This window comes from Methylobacterium indicum (assembly GCF_017347565.1).
Taxonomy (GTDB): Bacteria; Pseudomonadota; Alphaproteobacteria; order Rhizobiales; family Beijerinckiaceae; genus Methylobacterium; species Methylobacterium indicum.
The window spans coordinates 5,577,483-5,602,180 of record NZ_AP024145.1 but is presented as its reverse complement, the minus strand read 5'-3'; the positions used below and the strand labels follow the sequence as shown (position 1 = coordinate 5,602,180).

Sequence of the window (24,698 nt, the reverse complement as noted above, 5' to 3'; positions counted from 1 at the left end):
CAGACAACGCTCAACCGCCCCGATCGTACCGTTCTGTTAGGCGCTCTAAGCCGCCGCCCGGCGCTCCGGATAGAGCCCGAGCAGCCCCTCGGGCGTCGCTTCCGCCACGCCGCGCTCGGTGATGATCCCGGTGACGAGGCGCGCCGGCGTCACGTCGAAGGCCGGATTCGCCACCGGGCTGCCCGGCGAGACCACCGCGACCGTCGCGAAGGCGCCCTCGTCGGTGCGGCCGGTGAGATGGGTCACCTCGCGGGCGTCGCGCTCCTCGATCGGAATGCCGGCGACGCCGTCGGTGAGCGTCCAGTCGATGGTCGAGAACGGGAGGGCGGCGTAGAACGGCACGCCGCAATCGCGGGCGGCCAGCGCCTTCAGGTAGGTGCCGATCTTGTTGCAGACGTCGCCGGTCGAGGTCGTCCGGTCCGAGCCGACGATGCAGAGATCGACCTCTCCGTGCTGCATCAGGTGGCCGCCGGCATTGTCGGCGATGACGGTGTGGGGCACGCCGTGGGCGTTGAGCTCGTAGGCGGTGAGCGCCGCGCCCTGGTTGCGGGGCCGCGTCTCGTCGACCCAGACATGGACCGGTACGCCGGCATCGTGCGCCACGTAGATCGGCGCCAGCGCGGTGCCCCAATCGACCGTGGCGAGCCAGCCGGCATTGCAATGGGTCAGCACGTTGACCGGCCCGGATTTTTTGCGCGCGATCGCGGCGATCAGCGCCGCCCCGTGCTCGCCGATCGCCCGGCAGCTCGCCACGTCCTCGTCGGCGATGCGGGCGGCCTCCGCGAAGGCCGCGGTCTCGCGCTCGCCCGGCGACAGCGGTTGCAGCACCCCTGCCACCCGGTCGAGGGCCCAAGCCAGGTTGATCGCCGTCGGCCGCGTCGCCGCGAGGCGGGCCCGCGCCCCGTCGAGGTTGGCGTCGGACGGGTCCTCCCGCATCGCCAGCGCCAGGCCGTAGGCCGCGGTGGCGCCGATGAGCGGCGCGCCGCGCACGATCATGGTGCGGATCGCGATCGCAGCCTCCGCCTCGCTCTTCAGCGTCTTCGTCTCGAAGGCGAAGGGCAGGCGGGTCTGGTCGATGACGCAGATCCCCTCGCCGTCGGGCGCGGGGAAGATGGTGCGGTAGTGGCGGCCGTCGATCTTCATGGGCGGGGTTTAGCACGAATGGCGGGGGCGGGGAGGCCCGTCCCGTGGGTCGCCGCCATCCAGTGCAGACGATTCGCTCCTCGACACCGCGTCGAGCCAAAGCCCTGGCGGCGTGCGGATCGCCTGCGAATGGCCCGAACGGCTGATCGGCACTCTCCTCTCTCCAACGAGGCGATCACGGCACGCCCATTCGTGCTAGACTGGAAGGCGTGATCGGAGGATCGACCATGAAGGCTCTCGTCCTGCCTGATGGAAGCCTCAACCTTCCCGAGGCCTTGCGCGAGCGGCACGGCCTGACTCGGGGGGGAGAGGTGCTGGTGGAGGATACCGGCGAAGCCATCGTGCTCCGCACGCTCGACCAAGCCGTCGCCAGGGCGCAGGCCCTGAGCCGACGCCTCGTCGCGGGCCGGTCCGGGGCATCGGTCGACGATTTTCTTGCGGCGCGCATGGGTGACACGGGCGCCGAATGAGCGCCTTCGTTCTCGACGCATCGGCGTTGCTCGCGCTCCTGCTCGACGAACCGGGCGCCGATCGCGTCAAGGCCGTCCTCGACGGCGCCGCGATGGGTGCCGTCAACTGGGCCGAGGTCGTCAGCCATGACGCCAAGCTCGGTGCGGCGCGCACGGGCATCGAGGCGATGTTACGGCCGCTCCCGATCCGTGTCGTACCGGCCGATCGGGATCTGTCCGTCTCCGCCGGCATGCTACGGCCGATCACACTGCCGCTCGGGTTGTCGCTCGGCGACCGTTAATGCCTGGCTTTGACGAGACGAGAGGCCGCGACGGCGCTGTCGGGCCGAGCGGCGCTGGTGCGACATCGCCGCAGCCGTCGCCGTCGAGGTCGAGACCATCCGCTGACGGGGCGAGACGCCGACCGGGCATCCCGCCCCACGCGCCCTCAGAACCGCACCGCCCGCGCCCGCTTCACCTGGGGGATCGCCTCGATCGCCTCCAGCAGGTCGCCCGAGACCGGCTCGTCGACGGCGGCAAAGCAGATCGCGTCGCCGCCCGGCCGGTCGCGGCCGAGATGGAAGGTGGCGACGTTGACGCCGGCCTCGCCCATCAGCGTGCCGAAGCGGCCGATGAAGCCGGGCTGGTCGGCGTTGCGGATGTAGAGCATGTGCGGCGCCACCGCGGCCTCGAGCGCGATGCCGCGGATCTCGACGAAGCGCGGGCGACCGTCGCCGAACACCGTGCCGGCGGCGTCGCGGGGCATGTCCTCGGCCTCGACCGTCAGGTGGAGGCGCGACGCGTAGGGGCCCTCGACGGCGGTGCGGGTCGCGGTCTCGACCTGGATGCCGCGGGCCCGCGCCACCTCGATCGCCGAGACCATGTTGACGCCCTCCAGGAACGGCCGCAGCGCGCCCGTCACCGCGGCGGCGGTGAGCGCCTTGGTGTTCAGCTCCGCCGCCTCGCCCTCGTAGACGATGCGGATGCCGCGGATCGGCGCCTCGGTGAGCTGGCCGAGGAACGAACCGAGCTGCTCGGCGAGCGTCACGTAGGGCCGCAGCCGCGGCGCCTCCTCGGCGGAGATCGACGGGAAGTTGACCGCGTTGCGGATCGCCCCGTGGAGCAGGTAGTCGCTCATCTGCTCGGCGACCTGGAGCGCCACGTTCTCCTGCGCCTCGGTGGTCGAGGCGCCGAGATGCGGCGTGCAGACCATGTTGGGATGGCCGAACAGCACGTTGTCCTTGGCCGGCTCCTCGGTGAACACGTCGAAGGCCGCGCCCGCGACGTGGCCGGATTCGAGAGCGGCGCGCAACGCCACCTCGTCGACGAGGCCGCCGCGGGCGCAGTTGACGATCCGCACCCCGGGCTTCGTCCGCGCCAGCGCCTCGGCCGACAGGATGTTGCGGGTCTTGTCCGTCAGCGGGACGTGCAGGGTGATGACGTCGGCCCGGCGCAGGAGGTCGTCGAGCTCGACCTTCTCGACGCCGAGCGCCACGGCGCGCTCGGGCGTCAGGAACGGGTCGTAGGCGATGACCCGCATCCGCAGGCCGATGCCGCGATCGGCGACGATCGCCCCGATATTGCCGCAGCCGATCACCCCGAGCGTCTTGGCGGTCAGCTCGATGCCGAGGAAGCGGTTCTTCTCCCAGCGCCCGGCTTGCGTCGAGGCGTCGGCCTGCGGGATCTGGCGGGCGAGCGAGAGCATCAGCGCGATGGCGTGCTCGGCGGTGGTCACGGCGTTGCCGTGCGGCGTGTTCATCACGATCACGCCGCGGGCGGTCGCGGCGGGCACGTCGATCGTGTCGACGCCGATGCCGGCCCGGCCGATCACCGTGAGGTTGCCGGCGCGCTCCAGGAGGGCGGCGGAGACCTTCGTGGTCGAGCGGACGGCGAGGCCGTCATACTCGCCGATGGCCGCGGCGAGGGCTTCCTTGTCCTTGCCGAGCTCGGGGCGGAGATCGGCCTGGATGCCGCGCTCGCGGAAGATCGCGATCGCCGCGGGCGAGAGGGTGTCCGAGATCAGGACTTTTTTGATGGGGGTGGGCATGGCGAGCCTCGATAGGGGTCGCGCCATCGCCCCGCTGAGGGAGCGGGTCGGCCGGGGGCTCGCGTGGTCACACCGGGTTGTACGCATCCTCCTCTCCCCGCGGGCGGGGAGAGGGCTGTTGACCCCTTGTCGGGTCAACAGCGAGGCGGCAGCCGAGGGTGAGGGGGTGGTGCCGGAAGAGTCTCATCCGGAGACACCGCCTCACCCTCGCTCCGGCTGCGCCTGCGCTCGTCGCTTGCACACCAAGGTGCAAGCGACCCTCTCCCCGCCCGCGGGGAGAGGAGAGAGCCCGCGCTTCATTCGGCAATGTGTGATCGTCGTGGGCCACGCCCGGCCGACGCCGGCTCCCGCGGGGCTCCGGCGCCGAGAATACGGCGATGGTGGGTGTCAGGCCGCCTGCGTCAGGCGGGCCTTCTCCTGGGCGAAGGCCCAGTCGAGCCACGGCGTCAGGGCTTCGAGGTCGGACGCCTCGACGGTGGCGCCGCACCAGATCCGCAGGCCGGGAGGCGCATCGCGGTAGGAGCCGATGTCGAGGGCGACGCCCTCGCGGTCGAGCGCCGTGGTGATGCCCTTGGCCACCGCGGCCACGGCCTCCGGCCCGCGTCCGACCACGTCGGGATCGCTCACCACGAGGCAGACGCTGGTGTTGGACGCCGTCGCCGGGTCCTCAGCGAGGTTGGCGATCCAGGGCGTGCGGGCGACCCAGTCGGCGATGACGCCGGCATTGCGGTCGGCGCGGGCGCGCAGGGCCGGCAGCCCCCCGAGCTTGTCGGCCCACAGGAGCGCGTCGGTATAGTCCTCGACCGCCAGCATCGAGGGCGTGTTGATGGTCTCGCCCTGGAAGATGCCCTCGATCAGCTTGCCGCCCTTGGTCATGCGAAAGATCTTCGGCATCGGCCAGGCCGGGACGTGGCTCTCCAGCCGCGCGACGGCGCGGGGCGAGAGGATCAGCATCCCGTGCGCCGCCTCGCCGCCGAGCACCTTCTGCCAGGAGAAGGTCACGACATCGAGCTTTGGCCAGTCGAGGTCCTGCGCGAAGGCCGCCGAGGTGGCGTCGCAGATCGTCAGCCCCTCGCGGTCGGCGGCGATCCAGTCGGCATTCGGTACGCGAACGCCCGAGGTGGTTCCGTTCCAGGTGAACACCACGTCGCGGGTGCGGGTGTCGACGGTGGAGAGATCGGGCAGGCGGCCGTAGGGCGCCTTGATCACGCGGGCATCGAGCTTGAGCTGCTTGATCGCGTCGGTGACCCAGGTCTCGCCAAAAGATTCCCAGGCCAGCATGTCGACCGGGCGGGCGCCGAGGAGCGACCACATCGCCATCTCGACGGCGCCGGTGTCGGAGGCCGGCACGATGCCGATGCGATAGTCGGCCGGCACCTGCAGCACGCTGCGGGTCAGGTCGATCGCCTGTTTGAGCTTGGCCTTGCCGAGCTTCGCCCGGTGCGAGCGGCCGAGCGCCGCATCGGAGAGGGCCTCGGGGGTCCAGCCGGGGCGCTTGGCGCAGGGGCCGGAGGAGAAGAAGGGCGCGCGCGGGCGCACCTCGGGGAGGCGGGTCGTCGTCATGCTGTGTCCATCCTTCCAGATGGGCGCCTCTCGGTGGGGAGAGGTGTCCCGCCGCCGGGGATGCGCCGCGCCGGCCCCCGCGTCAAGCCTGTCGTCACCGCACCCTGGCCGGCCGGCGCCCGGCCGGATACGAGGGGAGCCGGTGACACGAGGGTGACATGGACGAGTTCGGGCGCGCCCTCGGGCTGGCGGTGGCGATGATCCTGCGGGGGGATGCCGACCTCGTCGCCATCGTCGGCCTGTCGCTGCGGGTGAGCCTGACGGCAGCGGCCCTCGGCTTCGTCCTCGGCGCGCCGCTCGGCGCGCTCCTCGCCGCGACGCGGTTTCCCGGCCGCGGCGCGGTGCTCGTCCTCATCAACGCGCTCCTCGGCCTGCCGCCGGTGGTGGTGGGGCTGGTGCTGTACCTGCTGGTCTCGCGCTCGGGGCCGCTGGGGAGCCTCGGCCTGCTGTTCACGCCGGGCGCCATGGTGATCGCGCAAGGGGCGCTCGCCCTGCCGATCGTCGCGGCCCTTTCGCACCGCACCTGCGAGGCCCTGTGGGCCGAATACGGCGACGCCCTGCGCGTCGACGGGGTCGGACCGGGACACGCGGCGCGGATCCTCCTCGCCATGGCGCCCGCGCCCCTCGTCACCGCCTTCCTGGCGGCGTTCGGGCGGGCCATCGCGGAGGTCGGTGCCATCCTGATGGTGGGGGGCAACATCCGCGGCTACACCCGCACCATGACGACCAGCATCGCGCTCGAGACGAGCCGCGGCGACCTGGCGCTGGCGCTGGGCCTCGGGCTCGTCCTCGTCAGCCTGACGCTGGTGGTGAGCGCCGCCGCCTTCGGGATCAGCCGGGTGGCGGCGGCGCCCCGCGGGTGATCACTGCGTCGGCATCGTGCCGGTCGGGAAGAACAGCTGCTCGCCGTTGATCGTGAACGAGGCGATGGCTGCGCGGCCGCGCTCGGAGGTCAGCCACTCGTGCCAGATCTTGGCGTCGGCCGCGTGGATCTGCGGGTTCTTCGACGGGTTCACCAGGATCGAGCCGTAGGGGTTGAACAGCGCAGGGTCGCCCTGGACCAGGATCACGAGGTTCTGGCGGTTCTTGAAGTTCGCCCAGGTCGCCCGGTCGGTCAGGGTGTAGGCATCCATCGCGGCAGCGGCGTTCAGCGTCGGGCCCATGCCCTGGCCGAGCTCGCGGTAGCCGCTCCCCAGGCCCCGGGCCTCGATGCCGGCCTTCTTCCACAGGCGCAGTTCGGTGCGGTTGGTGCCGCTGTCGTCGCCGCGGCTGGCGAAGGGCGCCTTGGCCTTGGCGATGCGGGCGAGCGCGTCCGTCGCGTCGCGTCCGCCCTTGATGCCGGCCGGGTCGGCGGCGGGGCCGACGATCACGAAGTCGTTCGCCATCACGTCCCGGCGGTCGAGGCCGTGGCCATCAGCGACGAACTTGTCCTCGCCGGCCCGGTCGTGGACGAGGAGCGCGTCGGCATCGCCCTTGGCGCCGATGGCCAAGGCCTGGCCGGTGCCGACCGCGACGACGCGGACCGCGATGCCGGTCTCGCGCTGGAAGATCGGCAGCAGATGGCCGAACAGGCCCGATTGCTCGGTCGAGGTGGTGGAGGCGAGCGTGATCGCCCGCTCCTGTGCGGTCGCGGGCAGGACGGGCGCAAGCGCGAGGAGCGCGGCGAGCGCGAGGCGGCGTGAGATCGGGAGGCTCAAGGGCGGGTCTCCGGTGGCGGTGTCGGCCAGCGATAGCCCGCGGCCCGGCCGCGGCGCCAGGACGATTCGCGCCCGGGGGATCACCTCTTCGCGGGCGGTGCCGCCGCCGCGAGGCTGTTGGCGATCGTCGTCAGCAGAGCGGCGGCCTGGGTCGCGACCGCGGGCTCCCGCCCGTCCGCCGCCAGCCGGCGCTTGGTCTCGATCACGGTCTCGACCGCCTCGACGAGGTCCGCCGCCGGGATCACCCGGCGCTCGACGAGGACCAGCATCAGGCTCTCGACCAGCATCAGGGCCGCCTGGGCCTCGGCGGCGTAGACCCGGTCCGACCCGGTCGGCGTCCCGTCGCGCTCAGGCTCCGGCATCGTCGTTACCCATCCGCTCGCCGCCGCCGGCCTCCCGCATGCCGACGAATTCCGGCCGGCCGCGCTCGGAGATGTCGAGAAGCGGCCCGGCGATCCGCACCAGGCCGTCGAGGTCGCCGATCGTCACCCGGCGCCCCCGCATCGCGACGACGCCGCTTTCCCGGAACGAGCGCAGCACCCGGTTCACATGGACGTTGGAGATGCCGAGATGGTCGCCGATCTGCTCCTGGGTCATCGGCAGGTCGAAGGCCATCGCCTCGGGGGCGAGGGTGCCCGAGAGGATCAGGCGGCCGCGGAAATCGACCAGCAGCATCGCCAAGCGCTCGTCGGCGCTGCCGCGGCCGAGGCCGACCACCCAGTTGTGCAACCGGCGCTCCTCCTCGATCACCTGCCACATGCAGCGGGTGGCGAGGTCGGGGTCGCGCTCGTAGGCCTCGCGCAGGGTCCGGTGGTCGACCTGCTCGACCAGGATCTCGGACAGGGCCTGCACGGCATCCGGACTGTGGGTCGCAAACAGGCTTTTGACCGCGAACAGGTCGCCCGGCAGGAAGATGAGGATGAACTGGCTGCGTCCGTCCTCCAGGGTGCGCAGGCGGCCGACCCAGCCCTTGCGCAGGCGGAAGACCGTGTCGTTCGGGCTGCCCGCCTCCACCAGCAGGCGGCCGGCCGGGTAGATCCGCCCGGACCCGGCCATCACCCGGTCGAGCGCCGCCTCGCCGCGTTGCAGGGCCCCCAGGATCTCGGGCCGGTGCAGCATGTAGCCGGCGGAATCGGGCATGGCGGCGGTGCGGTCCGGGGTGCGTCGCGACAGGACGGCGCCCGGAAGGACAGCGCCGATCACTGGGCTCTAGGGAGCCTCGGCGGCGGCGGCATTCACCTGCGTTGTGTTCCCGACAGAGTCCGGTGGACGATCAGCCGATCAGGTCCGGCCGGCGCTCGCGGGTGATCCGGGCCGCTTCCGCCGCGCGCCAGCGGGCGATGGCCGCGTGGTTGCCGCCGGTGAGCACCTCCGGGATCTCCCGCCCCTCCCAGTCCCGCGGGCGGGTGTAGTGCGGGTATTCGAGGCCGCCGCTCTCGAAGCTCTCTTCGACGCCGGACGCGTGCTTGCCCATCGTGCCGGGCAGGAGGCGCACGCAGGCATCGAGCACCACCAGCGCGGCGGGTTCGCCGCCCGACAGGATGTAGTCGCCGATCGAGACCTCCTCCAGGCCGCGCCCGGCGATCACCCGCTCGTCGACGCCCTCGAACCGGCCGCAGACCACGACCACCCCCGGCCCCTCGCTCAGCGCCCGGACGCGGGCTTGCGTGAGCGGGCGGCCCCGGGGGCTCATCAGCAGGCGCGGGCGGAGATCGTCGGGGGGGCAGGCGGCATCGATCGCCGCCGCGAGCACGTCGCAGCGCAGCACCATCCCGGCGCCGCCGCCGGCGGGCGTGTCGTCCACCGCCCGGTGCCGGCCGATCCCGTGGTCGCGGATGTTGCGCGCCTCCAGGCTCCAGGTGCCCCGCGCCAGCGCATCGCCAGCGAGCGACACGCCGAGATGGCCGGGAAACATCTCGGGGTAGAGGGTCAGGATCGTGGCGCGCCAGGGCGCGGCGGAGGATGCGTCGGAGATCATGCGGGTTGATGGCGCCGGAGGGGCGGGGCGGTCAACCGGCCCGGGCCCTCACGCCTCCTCGGCCCGGCACAACGCGTCGACGGTCTTCAGGTAGGCCTTGGCGTCGAACTTCTTCAGGGTGTTCGGGCCGAGATAGCGTACCGTACCGAAGACCTTGCGCCGGCCCCAGGGCCGGTCGTGCAGACCGAACAGCCAGGCGACGTTGGTGAAGGAGTTCGCATCGCGGCCGTCGAGGAAGTAGCGGTTGTTGAGACGCAGTGCCACCGCAAAGGCCTCCTCCGGCGAGGGCGACCATTCGAGGATCTTCTTGCCCCAGTACATGCGCAGATGGTTGTGCATGTAGCCGGTGACGCGCATCTCGCGCATCGCGGCGTTCCAGTACTCGTCGTGGGTGCGGCCCTCGGCGAGAGCCGCCTCGTCGTAGAGGTGGGGGCGCGGGTCGTCCGCGTGCTCGGCCAAAGCCTTGCGCGACCAGTCCGGCAGGGCCGTGGCGTAGGCCCCGTAACCCGGGTTGGTGTGGACGTGATTCATCGCCAGTTCGCGCCGGACGATCAGCTCCTCGAGATAGGCCGCCCGGTCCTCCGGGCCGCCGGTCTTGGCCGCCTGCACCTTGAGGGCGATCGCCACCGGCGAGATCTGGCCGAAATGCAGGTAGGGGCTCATGTGCGAGGCGGCTCCCGCCTCGGGCTTGTTGCGCACCGTGCCGTACTCGTCGAACGGCCCGGCAAGGTAGGCGGCGAGGCGACGATGCGCCTCGACCTCGCCGCCGCGGAAGCGCCGCACCGGCGGCACGTCGCGGTCGAGGGTCATCGCGGCGAGCGCGGCGTCGGAATCCGAGACGTCGAGGTCGCTCGTCAGGGACAGGTCGTCGGCCTTGTGCTTGACCCTGCGGGCCCGCAGGGGCGCGAGATAGGGCTCCCAGGTCCGGTGCAGCTTCGGCCGCAGGGTGCGGGCGGCGAATTCGTGCTTGCCCGAGGCGACCTCGAGCGGCACCACCACGTCGCCCTCGACCTGGACCAGGCGGCCGTCGAATCCCTTCTCGATCTCGGCGTACCACTGCTTCTGGATCGTCAGGTAGCCGCGGTCGAGGACCAGCATCGCCGCCTGCCTGCCCAAAGTCAGGGCAGCCTTGGCCGGGGTCGCCCGGCGCAGCACGAAGGCGATGCCGCGGTGCTCCAGGCCCGCCCTGGCATCGGCGAGGCCCTGGAGCAGGAAGGCGTAGTGCCGGGCATTGGCCTCGGGGAAATGCGCGCCGCCGTCGAGGAGGCCGAACCCCGCGACGACCGGAAGACCGAGGCGGTTGGCCTCCTCGACGGCGTATTCGAGGGCCGGGTTGTCGCGACTGCGCATTCCCTGCTGCATCAGGTAGAGCACGTAGGCGCCGTCCCTCGGCTCCACGTCCTTGAGAACCCGGATGCGCCCCGCCTGAATCGCCATGTCCATCCCCCGTCGGCCCAGCGAAACTAGGCCGTGGCGGGAGAGGGACCAGGGCGGCGCGCGGTCGCTGCCCGGAAAAGCGGCAGCGCTGCCACCAATGTCGTCTTGCCTTCCGGCAGGGCATCCCTATCTTGTTGCAATGCGGGAACGCGATGGCGTCGCGCTCCCGCTGCCCTCCTTGGGCGTTTCCTCCCTAGACTTCGGGCCACTCTCGCGAGTGGCCTTTTTTCTTGGGACATGTGCTGGCCCGACGGCTTTCGATTGCCGCGCGGCGGAGCTTATGGCCGCGCTCCGCGTTGACCCTCCGGTACTGGCCCGTCTCGTGCATCGCGGGACGATCGGAGCCGAACGTCAGGGGAGCGGTCGAGCGATGCGGCAATTCACGTTGCGGGTCGAGGAGAGCGGCGAAGGCCTCGTCTGCATCACCAGCCCGGAGATCAAGAGCCTGTTCGTGGCCGACGAGACCCTGGCCGGCGCGCTGGAAGCGGTGCCGAGCGTGGTCCGCGCCCTGATGCGCGAAGAGGGCCGCGGCACCCTGCCGGGCGAGGAGGCCGCCGAATAGGCGGCCCGCCGGGCCGAGCTGGAACGCCGCACGATCTCTTGGCGATCTCTTGGCGATCTCTTGGCGATCGGGCGTCGTTCTTCGCACGCGCTCGCTCCGGGGATTGCGATGGGCCCTCTCGACGACGATGCCTGGGACGCATGGTCTCCCGACGAACTCGGCCGGCGTCTTCGAGAGGCAGGACGCCCTTGGTACGTCGCAGGCGGATGGGCTCTCGACGTTTGGCATGGAAGGCCAACGCGCGAGCACGACGACTTGGAGTTCGTCGTCCTGCGCGATGATGCCGACCATTTCCGCGCCATCCTGAACGACCTTGAATTCTTTACCGTGCGAGACGGGATCCTCGAACATCTCCCCCCATCCGCCCACTTGCCCGGCGACGTCTGGCAGGTTTGGGGCGCAGACATGCAGCGCGGTCGCTGGCGGGTGGATATGATGAGGGAGCCGGGGACGCCGGACCGATGGATCTACAAGCGGGATCCAACGATTCAGATGGCCCGTTCCGCCGCTGTCCGCGTGAGCGAAACGGGTATCCCGTACCTGGCACCCATCAATGTCATGCTCTTCAAGGCCAAGTATCGCAGGGACAAGGACGAGCGGGATTTTGAAATCGCCCGGCAAAAAATCTCGCTCGCGGAGAGGAAGCAGCTGATCGCCTGGCTCGACGAACTGCATCCCGGCCACGACTGGATCGAGACGCTGCGCATCGGCGGGGGGCGGGACGCAGGCAGCACCGGAATGCGGTGACGGCGACGGAGGCGACGCAGCGGGCGAGCCTTATCCATCGGTGTCGGGGATCGTGCAGGAGCGTTCCGCGAGGGGCCGATCGCCTGTTCGCGCCACCCTTTTTTGCCATGGGCGGCGCGCTGGGCTTCGACGACGGTCGGGTCGCAAGAGGCAGCTTCGCCGGACCGCCGGGCCTCGCGCGGATGGTGGGTCTACCCCCTGGCGCGAGCCCGGATCATGAAGTTGTCGTAGGTATACTCCGCGACCTGGAACCAGAGATATTCCTCGTTGCGGAACGTCTTCAGTGCCTCGTAGACGCGCTTGAAGTCCGGGTTCTTGGCGCCGATCTCGGCGTAGATGTCGTTGGCGGCCTTGAGGGCGGCCTCCATCACCTCCTGCGGGAAGGGGCGGAGCTGGGCACCGCCGCCGACGAGCCGGCGCAGGGCCGCCGGGTTGCGGGCGTCGTACTTGGCCTGGAGGTCGCCGTTGACGGCCGCCGCCGCGCCCTGCGCGATCGCCCGGTAGGCCTTGGGCAGCTCGGCCCATTTCTGGGCGTTGAACCAGAAATGCAGCATGGAGCCGCCTTCCCAGAAGCCCGGGTAGTAGTAGAACGGCGCCACCTTGTTGAGGCCGAGCTTCTCGTCGTCGTAGGGGCCGATCCACTCGGCGGCGTCCAGGGTCTTTCCTTCGAGGGCCGCGTAGAGGTCGGCGCCCGGCAGGGTCTGGGCCGCGACGCCGAGCTTGCCCATCACCTGGGCGCCGAGGCCGGCGATGCGGAAGCGCAGGCCCTGGAGGTCGGCGAGGCTCTTCACCTCGCGGCGGAACCAGCCGCCCATCTGGGTGCCGGTGTTGCCGCCGGGCAGGGCGTAGAGCTTGCTCTTCGCAAAGATCTCGTTGAACAAATCGAGCCCCCCGCCCTGCAGCATCCAGGCATTCTGCTGGCGGGCGTTGAGGCCGAACGGCACCGCGGTGGCGAGCGCGTAGGTGGGGTCGCGTCCGACCTCGTAATAGGCGGCCGAATACGCCATCTCGACGGTGCCGGATCCGACCGCGTCGAGGAGGGCGGGGGATTCTCCCGCCGGCGCCGCCGCGACCTCGATCTGGAAACGGTTGTCGGTCGCCTCGGCGACGAGGCGGGCGAAGAGCTCGGCCGCGCCGTAGAGGGCGTCGAGGTTGCGCGGAAAGGCGGAGTGCAGGCGCCAGCGCAGCTCGGGAGTTCCCTGCGCGAGCGCCGGGGCCGCGAGGGCGCTGCCGCCGGCAAGGCCCAGCCCGGCCGTGAGAATGTCGCGACGCTTCATGCTCTCCTCATCGGAGGATCGATCCTGTTGACCGGGCAACAGGTAGAGCATCCGGCGCGAAAGCGCACCGGGGCGGCGATCGGGCAGCGTCCGCCCCCGCGCGGATGACCTCGTGCAGCCGGGGCCCTATGTTACGCTCGTCCCGATTCCGCGGCCCCTCGCCCGCGGGACATCCCTGCCGCCCTGCCGGAGCGCGACCCGACCGTGAAGCCCGAACCGATCTCCCTGCACACGGTCTGCGGCCTCGAGGAGCTGGGCCATCACTCCACCCGCGGCGTCACCCACGTCCTGTCGATCCTCGACCCGGCCTGGCCGGAGCCCGAGGCCTTCGGCACCTACGACGCGCATCACCGCGTCACGCTGCGCTTCCACGACATCATCGAGCCGACCGAGGGCCAGATCCTGCCCGAGCGCCACGACGTCGAGGCGATCCTGCATTTCGGCAAGGAGCTGGCGGCCGAGACCGCACGGCGCAAGACGCACCTGCTGATCCACTGCCATGCCGGCATCTCGCGCTCCACCGCCGCGATGACGATGCTGCTGGGCCAAGCCCACCCGAAGCTCGACGCCGAAGCCGTGGTGGCCAAGGTCCACGCGCTACGCGAAAAATCCTGGCCCAACGCCCGCATGATCGCCTTCGCGGACGAGGCGATGGGCTACGACGGCACGCTGACCGAAGCGGTGCGCCGGCTGCACGCCCTGCAGTTGCGAGTGCGCCCGAACCTCGTCGAGCTGATGCGCAGCCTCGGGCGGGGGCGGGAGGTGGATGCGGCCCTGGCCTGACCGGCGCCTCACCGAAGGTCGGTCCGCCTCGGCGTGCGAGACGGAACATCGGCCTGGATCGTCCAGGCTGATGTTCCGATGGTCGTATCGTGTATCGTCCTTGCGTCATCTCTTGTCGAGCTAGGATTGCCACGGCCGGTCGATCGTGAGTCCGAGCGACACGCGAGGTACGTTCGATGCGTGTTCGACCCATCCTCTTCACGGCCGGTCTCCTGTTTCTTCCGCCGACGAGCGCATTCGCCTGACAGAGGCCCGTTCCGACGGTCGACAAGGTCGTGGGACCCGGGCAGACCCTGAAGATCGGATGGTTCATCTCCGTCGATCCGAGCTGCCGATCGCCGGGGCCGATGACCGTCAATCTGATCGAGCCGCCGGAGAAAGGGCGGATCCTGGTCGAGCAGGGGCCGGAATTCTCGAGCGTCCCTCCCGGGAACCCGCGATCGGCCTGCAACGAGCGGAAGAGTTCGGCCACCCGCCCGATCTACGGCGCGCCGCCCGGCCCGGCGGACGACGACCGGTTCACCATCGAGATCGTCGATTCCCTGGGCGACGCGCGACGGGTCGACGACCACGTCGCCCTGCATCGACGGCGGCCTGACAGGCTCCGATCGATCCCGCATGATCGGGGATGCGGGGTTCCGGGCGCCGCCATGGACCCGGGACCGGCCGCGGAGCTTCCGAGCCCTTCAAAGGCCCGTCAAGCAGGCTCTCGACCCAGCACGTACGTCTCGATCGCCTCCGCGAACCCGTCCGCCTCGTTCGTCCCGGTCACTTGCGTCGCGGCCCGCTGCACCGCCTCGCTGGCGTTGCCCATCGCGATCGACAGGCCGGCGCGGGAAAACATCGCCGTGTCGTTCGCCATGTCGCCGAGCACCGCCACCGCGGCCAGCGGGATGTCCAGTTCCCCGGCGAGGCGGGCGACGAAGTGGCCCTTGTCGACGTGGGGCGGGGTCACGTCGAGATAGTAGGCCTGCGACCGGTGGACCGCCGCGCCCTCGCCGATCTCCTCCGCGAGGCGCGGTTCGAGGGCGGCGAGCGCGGCGTGGTCGCGCGAGACGCCGACGAGCTTCGCCGCGCGGCCGAGATGGGGCGCGAGATCGTCCACCACCCGCGGCTCGGCCTGGAGGGTGCAGCGCTCGAGGTCGGTATAGGCACCGGCGGGATCGGTCAGGAGCCAGACCCCCTCGGCGAAGACCCAGAGGGCGATGCCCTCGGCGGCGAACCGCGCGGCGGCCTTGCGCGCCGCCGCCTCGGGGATCAGCGTCTCGTCGACGAGGGAGAGGTCGGGCCGCACCACCGTCGAGCCGTTGAAGGCGCCCATCGGCAGGGTGAGCCCGAGCGGCGCGACCAGCGGGCGCAGGCCGATCGGCGGGCGGCTCGACGCCACCGTGAAGGCGATCCCGCGCGCGCGCAGGGCCTCGACGGCGCGGACGGCCCGCGGCGTCAGCCGCTTGTCGCCGGTGACGAGCGTGCCGTCGACGTCGGTGACGACGAGGCGGATGGGCGAGGGGGCGTTCGTCATGCCGTCGGGGCCTCCTCAGATTTCCCGGTGGACCGGCACCGGCTCGGGCGGCGTCTCGGGCCGCAGCGGGACGATGGCGGGGGTGAGCACCCGCTCGCGCAGGGCCTGCGGCCCGAGCGTCAGGGCGAAGAAGTCGTAGGCGCCGGGCAGGTCGTTGGCCATCAGGAACTGGAAGTGCATGCGGAACGGCCGGAACGAGATCCGCCGATAGACCTCCGGCACGATGATGTCGCGGAACTGCGTCGAGCGGATCACCGGGTTGCGGACCGGGCCCGCCGGGGTCTCGCCGAGGTCGCGGGCGGGGTTGAAGCCGGGAAAGTTCATCCAGTCCTGCGGCGCCTGATAATCGGCCCAGACCAGCCGGTCGGTGGCGACGAGGCTCATCAGCTCGGCCCGCACCCGGCGCGCCCGCGGGTTGATGGCGACGAGGGGCAGCCCGGCCCCGAGGGTGAGGAGCGACAGGCGCGGCCCCGCCGGGGTCCCGGCGGTCGCGGGCAGGACCCGGGCGGCGACCTCGGCGGCGGTGAGCCCGCCGGAGGAATGACCGACGATCAGGATCTCGTCGACCGCGCCGGCCTCGTGGATCCCGGCGACGTGGGCGGAAAACAGCGCGAGGCGGTCCTCGTAGTCCCGGCGCCAGCCGTTGCTGTGCTGCCAGTTGAACACCCAGTCGTTGATGAGCTGGCGCAGAAAGATCCGGTCGAGGAGCGGGGTCGCCGCGAGCACGAGGGCGATGCCGGCGAGCGCGCCGAGCACGCCCGCGGCGAGGCCCGGCAGCCAGCCCGCCGCGAGGTGGGCGACGCCCTGGCCGAGCAGAGCCGCCAGGGCGGCGAGGATCAGCGTCATGCCGAACGGGTAGAGGATGACGTTGCCGTATTTCCAGTTCAGGCCGTAGAGCCGGAAGAGCTTGCCGGTCGCCACGCCGTGCAGGATGCCGGCGGTGAGGAGCGCCATCGAAGCGATCAGCGGCCGGCGGAAATCCGCCCGCACGATGTCGTCCCAGAGCAGCACCTCGTAGGTGGTGTGCGTCTCGGCGCCGTCCCGCCCGGTCTCCACCGTCCAGGTCTGCACCAGGCCGTCGGGGCGGGTCTCGGCCCGGGTGAGGCTGCGCTTCACGAGGTCGAAGCGCTTGGCGTAGCGGGTGAACTCGCGGGTGAACAGCGCCCGGTAGCGCTTGCCCGCCTCCGGATCGTAGCCCGGCAGGTAGACGACGTGGCGCCGCCGCACCGGCCCGGGAGCCTGCGGCGCCAAATCCGGCGGCGTGAAGCCGATCTGTGTGGTCATCCCTGCCCCGTCATCCGCGCGTCGCTCCCGCTCCGTGACCTTGCCCGTGCCATCCTGGAGCCGCGATTTGGTAACCAGTGTCGTGAAGAGTCGACATGACCAGGGCCACGCCCCGGCACGCCGTTCCCTGTGTCTAGCGGGGAAGAGTGCCGGAGGGGAGGGCTCCCGGCGGTACTGTGACACGCCGGCCACGGACAGCGGCCCCCGACTCGGCTAGGGACCACTCTCAAGCGAAGGACGAGCAATCTCCCTGATGCGCGCATTCCCGATCGCCCTGTGCACCGCGCTCGCGGTCTCGGGCTGCTCCACGTTCCTCCCCGCCGCCGGCCCCACGGCGAGCGCGGTGGAAACGGGCGCCGACGTGGCGACCGACCAGGGCCTGCTCGCCCGCTACGAGATCATCGACGTCAACGCCGCGACGGTGGAGGCCCTGCGCGGCCGTCCCCTCGACAGCCTCCTCGCCTCGTTCGGCGATCGCCGCCCCGCCGTCGAACCGGTGATCGGCGTCGGCGACACCGTGGCGGTGACCATCTACGAGGCCAGCACCGGCGGCCTGTTTTCCGGCTCCCTGTCGATCGACCGGTTCTCCTCCGGCTCGAAATCGGCCACCATCCCGCCCCAGGTCGTCACCCGCGACGGTGCCATCACGGTGCCGTATGCCGGCCGCATCCAGGTGGCGGGCAAGCGCGTCCAGGACGTGCAGACCCAGATCGAGCAGGAACTCGCCGGCAAGGCGATCGAGCCGCAGGTCATCGTCACCGTCGTCCAGCCGACCAGCACCGCCGTGACGGTGACCGGCGAGGTGACGGCGGGCGCCCGCGTGCCGCTCTCCACCAAGGGCGACCGGCTGCTCGACGTGGTGGCGGGGGCGGGCGGCGTGCGCGCGCCGGTCTCCGAGACCTTCGTGCGGCTGTCGCGCGGCTCCACCACCGCGACGGTGCCGCTGACGGCGGTCGTGTCCAACCCGCGCGAAAACATCTTCCTGCGGCCGGGCGACACGCTCACCCTGGTGCGCGATCCCCAGACCTTCCTGGCGGTGGGTGCGCTCGGGGTGCAATCCGAGATTCCGTTCTCGGCCGAGGGCATTACGCTCGCCCAGGCGCTCGCCAAGGCGCGCGGCCTGTCGGACGGGCAGGCCGACCCGGCCGGCGTGTTCGTGTTCCGGTTCGAGCCGGCCTCCGTGGTGCGCCGCATGCGCCCGAACAGCCCCCTGCTCACGTCGAACTTCGTGCCGGTGGTCTACCGGATCAACATGCGCGATCCCAACAGCCTGTTCGTTTCCCAGGCGTTCCGGATGCGCAACCGCGATCTCGTCTACGTCTCGAACGCCCCCTTCACCGAGGTCCAGAAGGTGCTCAGCGTCTTCTCGACCATCACGGCGCCGGTCTCGGCCGGCGCCTCGGTCTACGCCGGCGTCCGGTAAGGGCGGAGGGGCGGGCGCCACGTGCCCGCCCTCTCGCGTCAGGCGGTCACCACCCGCACCGGCGCGCCCTGGCGCCAGGCCGCGATCGCCTCGACGGTATCCTCGTAGAACATCCGGAACGTGCTCTGCGTGACGTAGCCGAGATGCGGGGTCAGCACCGCGTTCGGCAGGGCGCGCAGCGGATGGTCGGCAGGCAGCGGCTCGCGGTCGAACACGTCGAGCCCGGCCCGGATCCGGCCCTCGCCGAGAGCCGCGAGCAAAGCCGCCTCGTCGATCAGGGGCCCGCGGGAGGTGTTGATCAGGATCGCGCCCGGCCGCATCCGGGCGATCTCGGCCGGCCCGACGATGCCGCGGGTCGAGGGCGCCAGCACCATGTGCAGGCTGATCACGTCGCTCTGCGAAAAAAGGACCTCGCGGGTGGCGAGCGTCGCGCCGCCGGCCTCGGCCCGCTCGGGCGTCAGGTTCGGGCTCCAGGCCGTCACCCGCATGCCGAGCGCGCGGCCCACCGCCGCGACCCGGGCGCCGATCCGCCCCAGCCCGACGAGGCCGAGGGTGCGCCCCTCCAGCCCCTCGCCGAGGGTCTCCTGCCAGCGCCCGCCGGCCATGTTGGCGAATTCCCGCGGCAGCGCACGGGCGCAGGCCAGCATCAGGGCGACCGTCAGCTCGGCGGTGGCGATCCCGCCCTCGCCGTTGCGGGTGTTGCAGACGGTGACGCCGCGGGCCCGCAGCGCCGCGGTGTCGACGGACGGGTTGCGGCCGCCGGTGAACACCACGAGCTTCAGGGCGGGGAGGGCGGCGGCCAGGGCCGCGTCGAGCGGCATGCGCTCGCGCATCAGGCAGAGCACGTCGTAGGGGGCGAGCCGCGCGGCGGCCTCGGCCGGCGGCACCGGCTCGCGAAAAACATCCACCGCGACGTCGGGGCCGAGGCCGGCCCAGTCGGCGAGCCCTGCCGCCACGCCCTGGTAATCGTCGAGCACCGCGACCCGGATGCCGTGAGCCTGTGTCATCGCGCGTTCCCTCCTGTTGATCCGTCACCTATCGCGGAGCCGGCGGGCGTTCCAGCGGCGCGGTCCGTGCTATGCTTCCCGCTGCACCCTGACGCGTCGCGGCCCCCTTGCGCCCCCGCGGGCTCGCGCCCGATAGAGCGGGCGCCGCCCCGGATCCGTCACGGACAGGGGGCGGGAGGCCGTGCTAGATGCGCCTCACGACCCTTCCGGTCGCCCCGGTCGCCCGCCACGGCGAACCAGGCATGGCGGAAGGATCGCGAGGGGCACTCACCAGCCGGCACGGAGCCGAGGACGGAGCGGGTCGAACCATGCGGGAGCGCCGAGGATGACGCGCAACGGGGCCGTCGCCGCCCTGTGGCTGGCGATCGCAGCGCTGCTGACCGGGACGGGCGCCGCCCGTGCCGACGTGACCGTCGGGGTCGCGGTCCCGCGCACCGGCGCGGTCGCGGGCATCGGCGAGCAGGTGCTGCAGGGCGTGCAGGCCGCCGTGCGGGACGCCAACGCCCGCGGCGGCATCAGCGGCGAGCCGATCGTGCTCGACGTGCAGGACGATGCCTGCGACCCGGGCCAGGCGATGGCGGTGGCCGAGCGCTTCGTGCGCGCCGGCGTGCGGCTGGTGATCGGCCATGTCTGCTCGAGCGCCTCGCTGGCGGCTTCCGACGTCTACGCGGCGGCGGGCGCCGTGATGATCAGCCCGGCCTCCAACGCCGCGCGCCTGACCGATCGCGGCCTGCCGACCATCTTCCGGGTCTCCGGCCGCGAGGACGACCAGGGCCGCCTCTCGGCCACGATCCTGGCCGAGCGCTTCCGCGACAAGAAGATCGCGATCCTGTACGACGACACGCCGCTGTCGCGGAACCTCGCCGAGTCGACCAAGGCCAACCTCAACAAGATCGGCCAGAACGAGACGCTGTTCGCGCCGATCGTGCCGGGGCAGACCGACGATGCGGCGCTGATCAAGCGCCTCCAGGGCGCGGGGATCGAGGTGGTCTATTACGGCGGCCACTACCAGGAGATGGGCAAGCTGGTGCGCAAGGCCGCGGAAGCCGGCTTTCGCCCGCAATGGTTCGGCACCTCCGGCATCGCCACGAAGGAATTCGGCGCGCTGGCCGGCCCGGCGAGCGACGGCGTGCTGATGACCTTCAACCCGGATCTGCGCCGCAAGCCCGAGGCCGCCGCCGCCGTGAAGGCGCTGACGGCCGACGGGATCGACCCCGCCGGCTTCACCCTCTACGGCTACGCCGCCCTCCAGGCCCTCGTCGAGGCGGGCAACTTCGCCAAGTCGACCGACCCGAAGGCCATCGCCGAGACCCTGCATGCCGAGCGCTTCACCCTGGTGCTCGGCAATGTCGGCTTCGACCAGAAGGGCGACGTGACCGCGCCCGGCTACGTCCTCTACGTCTGGCGCGACGGCGTGTTCACCTACGCGAATTGAGGTCGAGGGGCAGCGTGCCCTCCGCCACCGTGAGGGTGCGCCCGCCGATCCAGTCGGCGCCGTCGTAATCGACGAAGATCCGGCCACGGCGCCCGAGCCGCGTTCCCTGCGCGGCGATATAGGGACCGGCGGCGCGGCCGGTCTCCCGCAGCCAGCCGGCCACCGCGGCGTTGAAGCTGCCTGTCACCGGGTCCTCGACCAGCGCGCCGGTACCGTCGCCGAACAGGGTACGGATCTCCCAGGCCACCTCGGCACCCGGGGCGTGGGGACCGACGAGGCCGACATCGATGCGGTTCGCCACATGCCGGACCGGATCGACCGCCAGCACCTCTTCGGCGGACCGCAGCATCACCCCGACCCAGCCCGGGCCGTTGTCGCACCAGCGCGCCTCGACCACCTGCTCGGGCGCGATCCGCAGGACCGCCAGGATCTCCCGCATCTCGGCTTCGTCCACCGGCCCCTCGCGCAAGAGCTTCGGCGCAGCGAAGGCGAGGCGGTCGGCCTCCTGCCGGATCGGCACGAGGCCGGTGCCGCATTCCTGCACGATCCGCCCCGGCCGGCGCGGCACGCCGCCCAAGGCCAGCCAGGCGTGGCAGGCGCCCAGCGTCGGGTGGCCGGCGAAGGGCAGCTCGTGGGCGAGGGTGAAGATCCGTGCCCGGTAATCGGCCCCCGGATCGGTCGGCGGCAGCAGGAAGACCGTCTCCGACAGGTTGAACCACCGGGTCATCGCCTGCATCGTCGCGGTGTCGGGCTCGACCCCGCTCACCACGGCGAGCGGATTGCCGGTGAAGGCCCCGTCGTGAAAGACGTCGATCAGGGCGAATCGGGCGGTCATGGCAGGTCTCCGGGCGACGGATCGTGCCGCCGCAGGCCTGTTTGGCTGATTTTCTCAGATCTTCCCACCCAGGACTTCATCGAACCTCTAGGTCATCCCGAGGTTCGACGCAGGCGAGAACCCGGGATCCATCACCGCCGAGACATTCAGACCGAGGCGAACAGTTTTTCGCTTCGTCTCGCTTCGTCAGCGGTTATGGATCCCGGGTTCCGCTTCGCGGCCCCGGGATGACGTGGAGGGCTTGGCGCTGTTCAGTGGATCGAGGAGGGAGAGTGCAGATCAGCCCCCGTACAACCCCTTGTGCTCGTCCCGCAGCAGGTTCTTCTGCACCTTGCCCATGGTGTTGCGGGGCAGTTCGTCGGCGATGATGACGCGCTTGGGCAGCTTGAACTTGGCGAGCCGGCCTTCGAGCGCCGAGAGGATCGCCGCTTCGCTCGGGGCCTCGCTGCCGCGCGGCACCACCACGGCGGTGACGCCCTCGCCGAAATCCGGGTGGGGCACCCCGATCACCGCCGATTCGAGCACGCCGGGCAGCCCGTCGATCTCGGTCTCGACCTCCTTGGGGTAGACGTTGAAGCCGCCGGTGATGATCAGGTCCTTGCCGCGGCCGACGATGTGGACGTAGCCGCGCGGATCCACCTTGCCGAGGTCGCCGGTGATGAAGAAGCCGTCGGCCTTGAACTCGGCGGCGGTCTTTTTCGGCATGCGCCAGTAGCCCTTGAACACGTTGGGCCCGCGCACCTCGATCATCCCGACCTGATCCGCGGCAACCGCCCGGCCGGTCTCCGGGTCGACGACCCGCAGCGACACTCCCGGGAGCGGGAACCCGACCGTGCCGGCGACCCGGTCGCCGTCATAGGGGTTCGAGGTGCTCATGTTGGTCTCGGTCATGCCGTAGCGCTCGAGGATCGCGTGCCCGGTCCGCTCCCGCCACTCGCGATGGGTCTCGGCGAGCAAGGGCGCCGAGCCGGAGACGAACAGGCGCATGCGGGCCGCCGCCTCCCGGGTCAGGCCCGGCTCCTTGAGCAGGCGGGTGTAGAAGGTCGGCACGCCCATCAGCGCGGTGGCGCGGCCCATCAGCGACAGGATCAGCGGCGGATCGAGCTTCGGCAAAAAGATCATCGCGGCGCCCGACATCAGCACCGTGTTGGTGGCGACGAACAGGCCGTGGGTGTGGAACACCGGCAGCGCGTGGATCAGCACGTCGTCCGGCGTGAAGCGCCAGTAATCCACGAGGGTCAGCGCGTTCGACGACAGGTTGTCGTGGGTCAGCATCGCGCCCTTCGAGCGCCCGGTCGTGCCCGAGGTGTAGAGGATCGCCGCGAGATCGTCCGGGCGACGAGCCACGTCGGCGAAGTCGCCGGTCTGGCCGGCGGCCTCGGCCGCGATCGTGCCCTCGCCCTTGGCGTCGAGGGTGCCCACCTGCTTGACGCCGGCCTGCTCCGCCACGGGTTTCAGCGCGTCGAGCTTGCCCGGATCGCAGACGAACAGCGCCGGCTCGGCGTCGCCCAGGAAGTAGGCGATCTCGGAGGGCGTGTAGCCGGTATTGAGCGGCAGAAAGACCGCGCCGGCCCGCACGCAGCCGAGATAGAGCGCGATCACCGCCGGGCTCTTCTCGACCTGCACCGCCACCCGGTCCCCGGGGGCGACGCCGAGGCCGACGAGCGCCGCGGCGTAGCGGCCGGATTCGGCGATGAGATCGGCATAGCTCCAGCGCAAGCCCTCGGGAGTCTCGAGGAACGTCCTGCCCGACGGATCGGCGGGGAGGCGGGAGCGGACGATGTCGAAGAAGTGGTTGGACATGGGGGACTCTTCAGTCGTCGGCGAGATGGCGGCCGCGCCGTCCACTCGAAGAACGCGGGTCTCTACTCTCCCCGCGGGCGGGGAGAGGGCTGCATCTCCGTTCAGGAGATGCAGCAAGCCCGGAGGGCGAGGGTGAGGGGGTGTTTCCGGAGAAGCCACATCCGGCGCCTCCCCCTCACCCTCGGCTACCGCCTCGCTGCGCTCCCTGGACGGGAGCGCAGCCCTCTCCCCGCCCGCGGGGAGAGGGGAATGCTCACGCTTCCGCCAGCGCCACCGCCCGGGCCGGCGGCAGGTTCTGGCGCAATTCGCGGTTGACCGTGAGCGAGGCCGAGACGGTGCCGAGATTGGCGTAGGTCTCGTGGTTCTTCTCGATCGCCGCGAGGTCGTAGAGGTAGTTCACCATCAGGCCGTAGCCCTGCGACAGGCCCTTGGGCGAGACGTCGCCCAGGAAGTTTAGCCGCTCCAGCCGGGCGCCGTTGCCGAGGTGGAAACGGGCCACCGGGTCGACGGGCTTGCCGCGCGGAGTCTTGGCGCGCAGGAAGTAATAGGCGGCGGCCGAAAGCAGGGCTTTCTTCACCGCGTCGGCCTTGGCCTTGTCGGTGTGCCAGTCGGGCTGGTCGAGGACGCGCAGGGTCTCGACATCCTCGCGGGTGAGGCCCTGGGGAGCGTCGGCCCGGCGCTCGCGGTCGAGCCAGGAGCGGAAGGTCGGCACCGGCGAGAGCGTCACGAAGGTCTTCAGGGCCGGCATCTCGCGGCAGAGATCTTCGACCACCTGCTTGATCAGGAAGTTGCCGAAGGTGATGCCGGCCAGGCCCTTCTGGCAGTTCGAGATCGAGTAGAAGATCGCGGTCGTCGCCTCGCGGGTCGCGGTGTGCTGGCGCTCGTGGGCGAGGATCGGATCGATCGCCGCCGCGATGGCGGTGGTGAGCGCCACCTCGACGAAGATCAGCGGCTCGTCGAGGAGCGCCGGGTGGAAGAACGCGAAGCAGCGCCGGTCCGGCGGCTCGATGCGCCGGCGCAGGTCGTCCCAGCCCGAGATCGCGTGCACCGCCTCGTAGCGGATGATCTTTTCCAGGATGTGGGCCGGGGTGGTCCAGTCGATCCGGCGCAGGACCAGGAAGCCGCGGTTGAACCACGAGGCGAACAGGTGCTCGAAATCGGCATCGAGGCTGTCGACCGCCTCCGCCAGGGCCGGGTCCGGCTTGTCGGCCTTGCGGGCGGCGTCGCGCAGGGAAAACAGGTCCTCGCGCATCCGCACCAGGGCGATCGTGCCGTCGCGGGCGAGATTGAGTCGGCGGATCAGCTCCTGCGAGCGCGGCTCGGCCGCCTCGTGCAGGCGGCCCAGCGCGGCGCGGGACGGCGTCGTCTCGTAGGCCGCGATGGCGCTGGCGACCGCGTCGTGGTCGGCCCCGAATTCGAGGGCGATGCGGCGCAGGAAGTCGCGGCGGTCGTCCCGCCCGAAGCTGTCGTAGCGGTCGAGGATGATCCGGGCGAGCGCCACGCCCGAGGCCTCGCCGCGCCGCGAGATCAGGTCCTCGCAGAGCTTCACCACCTCGGCGACGCTCGCCTTGGCGGGGTCGTCGCGGCCGAAGGCGATCAGCCCGCGGCCCCGGTCCGAGATGCTCTGGAGGAGGTCGCCGAGGAACGAGATCGCCGCCATGGGGCCTTGCTCACCATCGGGTTGCGGGGGGCGGCCGCGGGCGCCG

Annotated in this window: 23 protein-coding genes and 1 pseudogene; 9 read left to right on the top strand and 15 right to left on the bottom strand. The window is 71.2% G+C overall.

Going from position 1 to position 24,698, the window contains the following annotated elements; all coding sequences use genetic code 11:
- Positions 1 to 45: 45 nt before the first annotated feature.
- Positions 46 to 1,143, bottom strand: a complete 1,098-nt coding sequence (gene mtnA, locus miv_RS26000; RefSeq protein WP_207179722.1) for an S-methyl-5-thioribose-1-phosphate isomerase — start codon at positions 1,141 to 1,143, stop codon at positions 46 to 48.
- A gap of 227 nt (positions 1,144 to 1,370) precedes the next feature.
- Between mtnA and miv_RS25995 the strand changes: the two genes are divergently transcribed.
- Together miv_RS25995 and miv_RS25990 are read left to right on the top strand one after the other, a co-directional pair.
- The gene (locus miv_RS25995) at positions 1,371 to 1,613 is read left to right on the top strand and encodes an AbrB/MazE/SpoVT family DNA-binding domain-containing protein (protein ID WP_048461746.1); all 243 of its coding nucleotides are present in this window, start codon (positions 1,371 to 1,373) and stop codon (positions 1,611 to 1,613) included.
- The gene (locus tag miv_RS25990; RefSeq protein ID WP_244748706.1) at positions 1,610 to 1,894 is read left to right on the top strand and encodes a PIN domain-containing protein; all 285 of its coding nucleotides are present in this window, start codon (positions 1,610 to 1,612) and stop codon (positions 1,892 to 1,894) included. The genes miv_RS25995 and miv_RS25990 overlap by 4 nt, the downstream gene beginning before the upstream one ends.
- Positions 1,895 to 2,040: 146 nt before the next feature.
- Here miv_RS25990 and serA read toward each other — a convergent pair whose 3' ends face one another.
- Positions 2,041 to 3,639, bottom strand: coding sequence for a phosphoglycerate dehydrogenase (gene serA / locus miv_RS25985; protein WP_207179721.1), 1,599 nt, complete (start codon positions 3,637 to 3,639; stop codon positions 2,041 to 2,043).
- A gap of 387 nt (positions 3,640 to 4,026) precedes the next feature.
- Positions 4,027 to 5,202, bottom strand: coding sequence for a phosphoserine transaminase (locus miv_RS25980; RefSeq protein WP_207179720.1), 1,176 nt, complete (start codon positions 5,200 to 5,202; stop codon positions 4,027 to 4,029).
- Positions 5,203 to 5,360: 158 nt separating this feature from the next.
- Between miv_RS25980 and miv_RS25975 the strand changes: the two genes are divergently transcribed.
- The gene (locus tag miv_RS25975) at positions 5,361 to 6,065 is read left to right on the top strand and encodes an ABC transporter permease (RefSeq protein ID WP_207179718.1); all 705 of its coding nucleotides are present in this window, start codon (positions 5,361 to 5,363) and stop codon (positions 6,063 to 6,065) included.
- On the opposite strand, the gene miv_RS25970 is transcribed toward miv_RS25975, so the two are convergent.
- From miv_RS25970 to miv_RS25950, 5 genes are all read right to left on the bottom strand, one after another.
- On the bottom strand, positions 6,066 to 6,899 hold the full coding sequence (locus miv_RS25970; protein WP_425312941.1) for an ABC transporter substrate-binding protein: 834 nt from the start codon (positions 6,897 to 6,899) through the stop codon (positions 6,066 to 6,068).
- An 80-nt stretch (positions 6,900 to 6,979) separates the two neighbouring features.
- Positions 6,980 to 7,261: a hypothetical protein gene (locus miv_RS25965; RefSeq protein WP_207179717.1), complete on the bottom strand. Its 282-nt coding sequence runs from the start codon at positions 7,259 to 7,261 to the stop codon at positions 6,980 to 6,982.
- Positions 7,248 to 8,039, bottom strand: coding sequence for a Crp/Fnr family transcriptional regulator (locus miv_RS25960; protein ID WP_207179715.1), 792 nt, complete (start codon positions 8,037 to 8,039; stop codon positions 7,248 to 7,250). Before miv_RS25960 ends, miv_RS25965 begins: the two co-directional genes overlap by 14 nt.
- A gap of 133 nt (positions 8,040 to 8,172) precedes the next feature.
- Positions 8,173 to 8,877, bottom strand: a complete 705-nt coding sequence (gene trmD / locus miv_RS25955; RefSeq protein ID WP_207179713.1) for a tRNA (guanosine(37)-N1)-methyltransferase TrmD — start codon at positions 8,875 to 8,877, stop codon at positions 8,173 to 8,175.
- Positions 8,878 to 8,925: 48 nt separating this feature from the next.
- Positions 8,926 to 10,314, bottom strand: coding sequence for a deoxyribodipyrimidine photo-lyase (locus miv_RS25950; RefSeq protein ID WP_207179711.1), 1,389 nt, complete (start codon positions 10,312 to 10,314; stop codon positions 8,926 to 8,928).
- A 370-nt stretch (positions 10,315 to 10,684) separates the two neighbouring features.
- Between miv_RS25950 and miv_RS25945 the strand changes: the two genes are divergently transcribed.
- From miv_RS25945 to miv_RS25940, 3 genes and pseudogenes are all read left to right on the top strand, one after another.
- Complete coding sequence (locus miv_RS25945) at positions 10,685 to 10,876, top strand: hypothetical protein (RefSeq protein WP_048429329.1); 192 nt, start codon at positions 10,685 to 10,687, stop codon at positions 10,874 to 10,876.
- A 108-nt stretch (positions 10,877 to 10,984) separates the two neighbouring features.
- A pseudogene (locus miv_RS33835) lies at positions 10,985 to 11,131 on the top strand (nucleotidyltransferase domain-containing protein); the annotation flags it as partial.
- Positions 11,132 to 11,623, top strand: a complete 492-nt coding sequence (locus miv_RS25940) for an amino acid transporter (RefSeq protein ID WP_342345238.1) — start codon at positions 11,132 to 11,134, stop codon at positions 11,621 to 11,623.
- Between the two features lie 191 nt (positions 11,624 to 11,814).
- Here the strand turns inward: miv_RS25940 and miv_RS25935 are convergent, their stop codons facing one another.
- Positions 11,815 to 12,900: a TRAP transporter substrate-binding protein gene (locus miv_RS25935; protein WP_207179708.1), complete on the bottom strand. Its 1,086-nt coding sequence runs from the start codon at positions 12,898 to 12,900 to the stop codon at positions 11,815 to 11,817.
- A gap of 204 nt (positions 12,901 to 13,104) precedes the next feature.
- On the opposite strand from miv_RS25935, the gene miv_RS25930 reads away from it, so the two are divergent.
- A complete protein-coding gene (locus miv_RS25930) occupies positions 13,105 to 13,683 on the top strand; it encodes a tyrosine phosphatase family protein (RefSeq protein ID WP_207179706.1) in 579 nt (192 codons plus the stop codon).
- Between the two features lie 697 nt (positions 13,684 to 14,380).
- On the opposite strand, the gene miv_RS25925 is transcribed toward miv_RS25930, so the two are convergent.
- Positions 14,381 to 15,205: a Cof-type HAD-IIB family hydrolase gene (locus tag miv_RS25925; protein WP_207179705.1), complete on the bottom strand. Its 825-nt coding sequence runs from the start codon at positions 15,203 to 15,205 to the stop codon at positions 14,381 to 14,383.
- Between the two features lie 15 nt (positions 15,206 to 15,220).
- Positions 15,221 to 16,489 (bottom strand): alpha/beta hydrolase, encoded by a 1,269-nt coding sequence (locus miv_RS25920; RefSeq protein ID WP_207179704.1) that lies wholly within the window; start codon positions 16,487 to 16,489, stop codon positions 15,221 to 15,223.
- A 253-nt stretch (positions 16,490 to 16,742) separates the two neighbouring features.
- Between miv_RS25920 and miv_RS25915 the strand changes: the two genes are divergently transcribed.
- Complete coding sequence (locus miv_RS25915; protein WP_207179703.1) at positions 16,743 to 17,912, top strand: polysaccharide biosynthesis/export family protein; 1,170 nt, start codon at positions 16,743 to 16,745, stop codon at positions 17,910 to 17,912.
- Positions 17,913 to 17,950: 38 nt separating this feature from the next.
- On the opposite strand, the gene miv_RS25910 is transcribed toward miv_RS25915, so the two are convergent.
- Positions 17,951 to 18,919 (bottom strand): D-2-hydroxyacid dehydrogenase family protein, encoded by a 969-nt coding sequence (locus tag miv_RS25910; RefSeq protein ID WP_207179702.1) that lies wholly within the window; start codon positions 18,917 to 18,919, stop codon positions 17,951 to 17,953.
- Positions 18,920 to 19,244: 325 nt separating this feature from the next.
- On the opposite strand from miv_RS25910, the gene miv_RS25905 reads away from it, so the two are divergent.
- Positions 19,245 to 20,354 carry a branched-chain amino acid ABC transporter substrate-binding protein gene (locus miv_RS25905; protein WP_048429320.1) on the top strand — a complete coding sequence of 370 codons (1,110 nt, stop codon included), beginning with the start codon at positions 19,245 to 19,247 and terminating at the stop codon, positions 20,352 to 20,354.
- Here the strand turns inward: miv_RS25905 and miv_RS25900 are convergent.
- The 3 genes from miv_RS25900 to miv_RS25890 form a co-directional block, all read right to left on the bottom strand.
- On the bottom strand, positions 20,338 to 21,189 hold the full coding sequence (locus miv_RS25900) for a PhzF family phenazine biosynthesis protein (protein ID WP_207179701.1): 852 nt from the start codon (positions 21,187 to 21,189) through the stop codon (positions 20,338 to 20,340). The two genes, miv_RS25905 and miv_RS25900, sit on opposite strands and share 17 nt — an antisense overlap.
- A 279-nt stretch (positions 21,190 to 21,468) precedes the next feature.
- Complete coding sequence (locus tag miv_RS25895) at positions 21,469 to 22,992, bottom strand: malonate--CoA ligase (RefSeq protein ID WP_207179700.1); 1,524 nt, start codon at positions 22,990 to 22,992, stop codon at positions 21,469 to 21,471.
- A 253-nt stretch (positions 22,993 to 23,245) separates the two neighbouring features.
- Complete coding sequence (locus miv_RS25890) at positions 23,246 to 24,652, bottom strand: malonyl-CoA decarboxylase (protein WP_048429318.1); 1,407 nt, start codon at positions 24,650 to 24,652, stop codon at positions 23,246 to 23,248.
- Positions 24,653 to 24,698 lie beyond the last annotated feature (46 nt).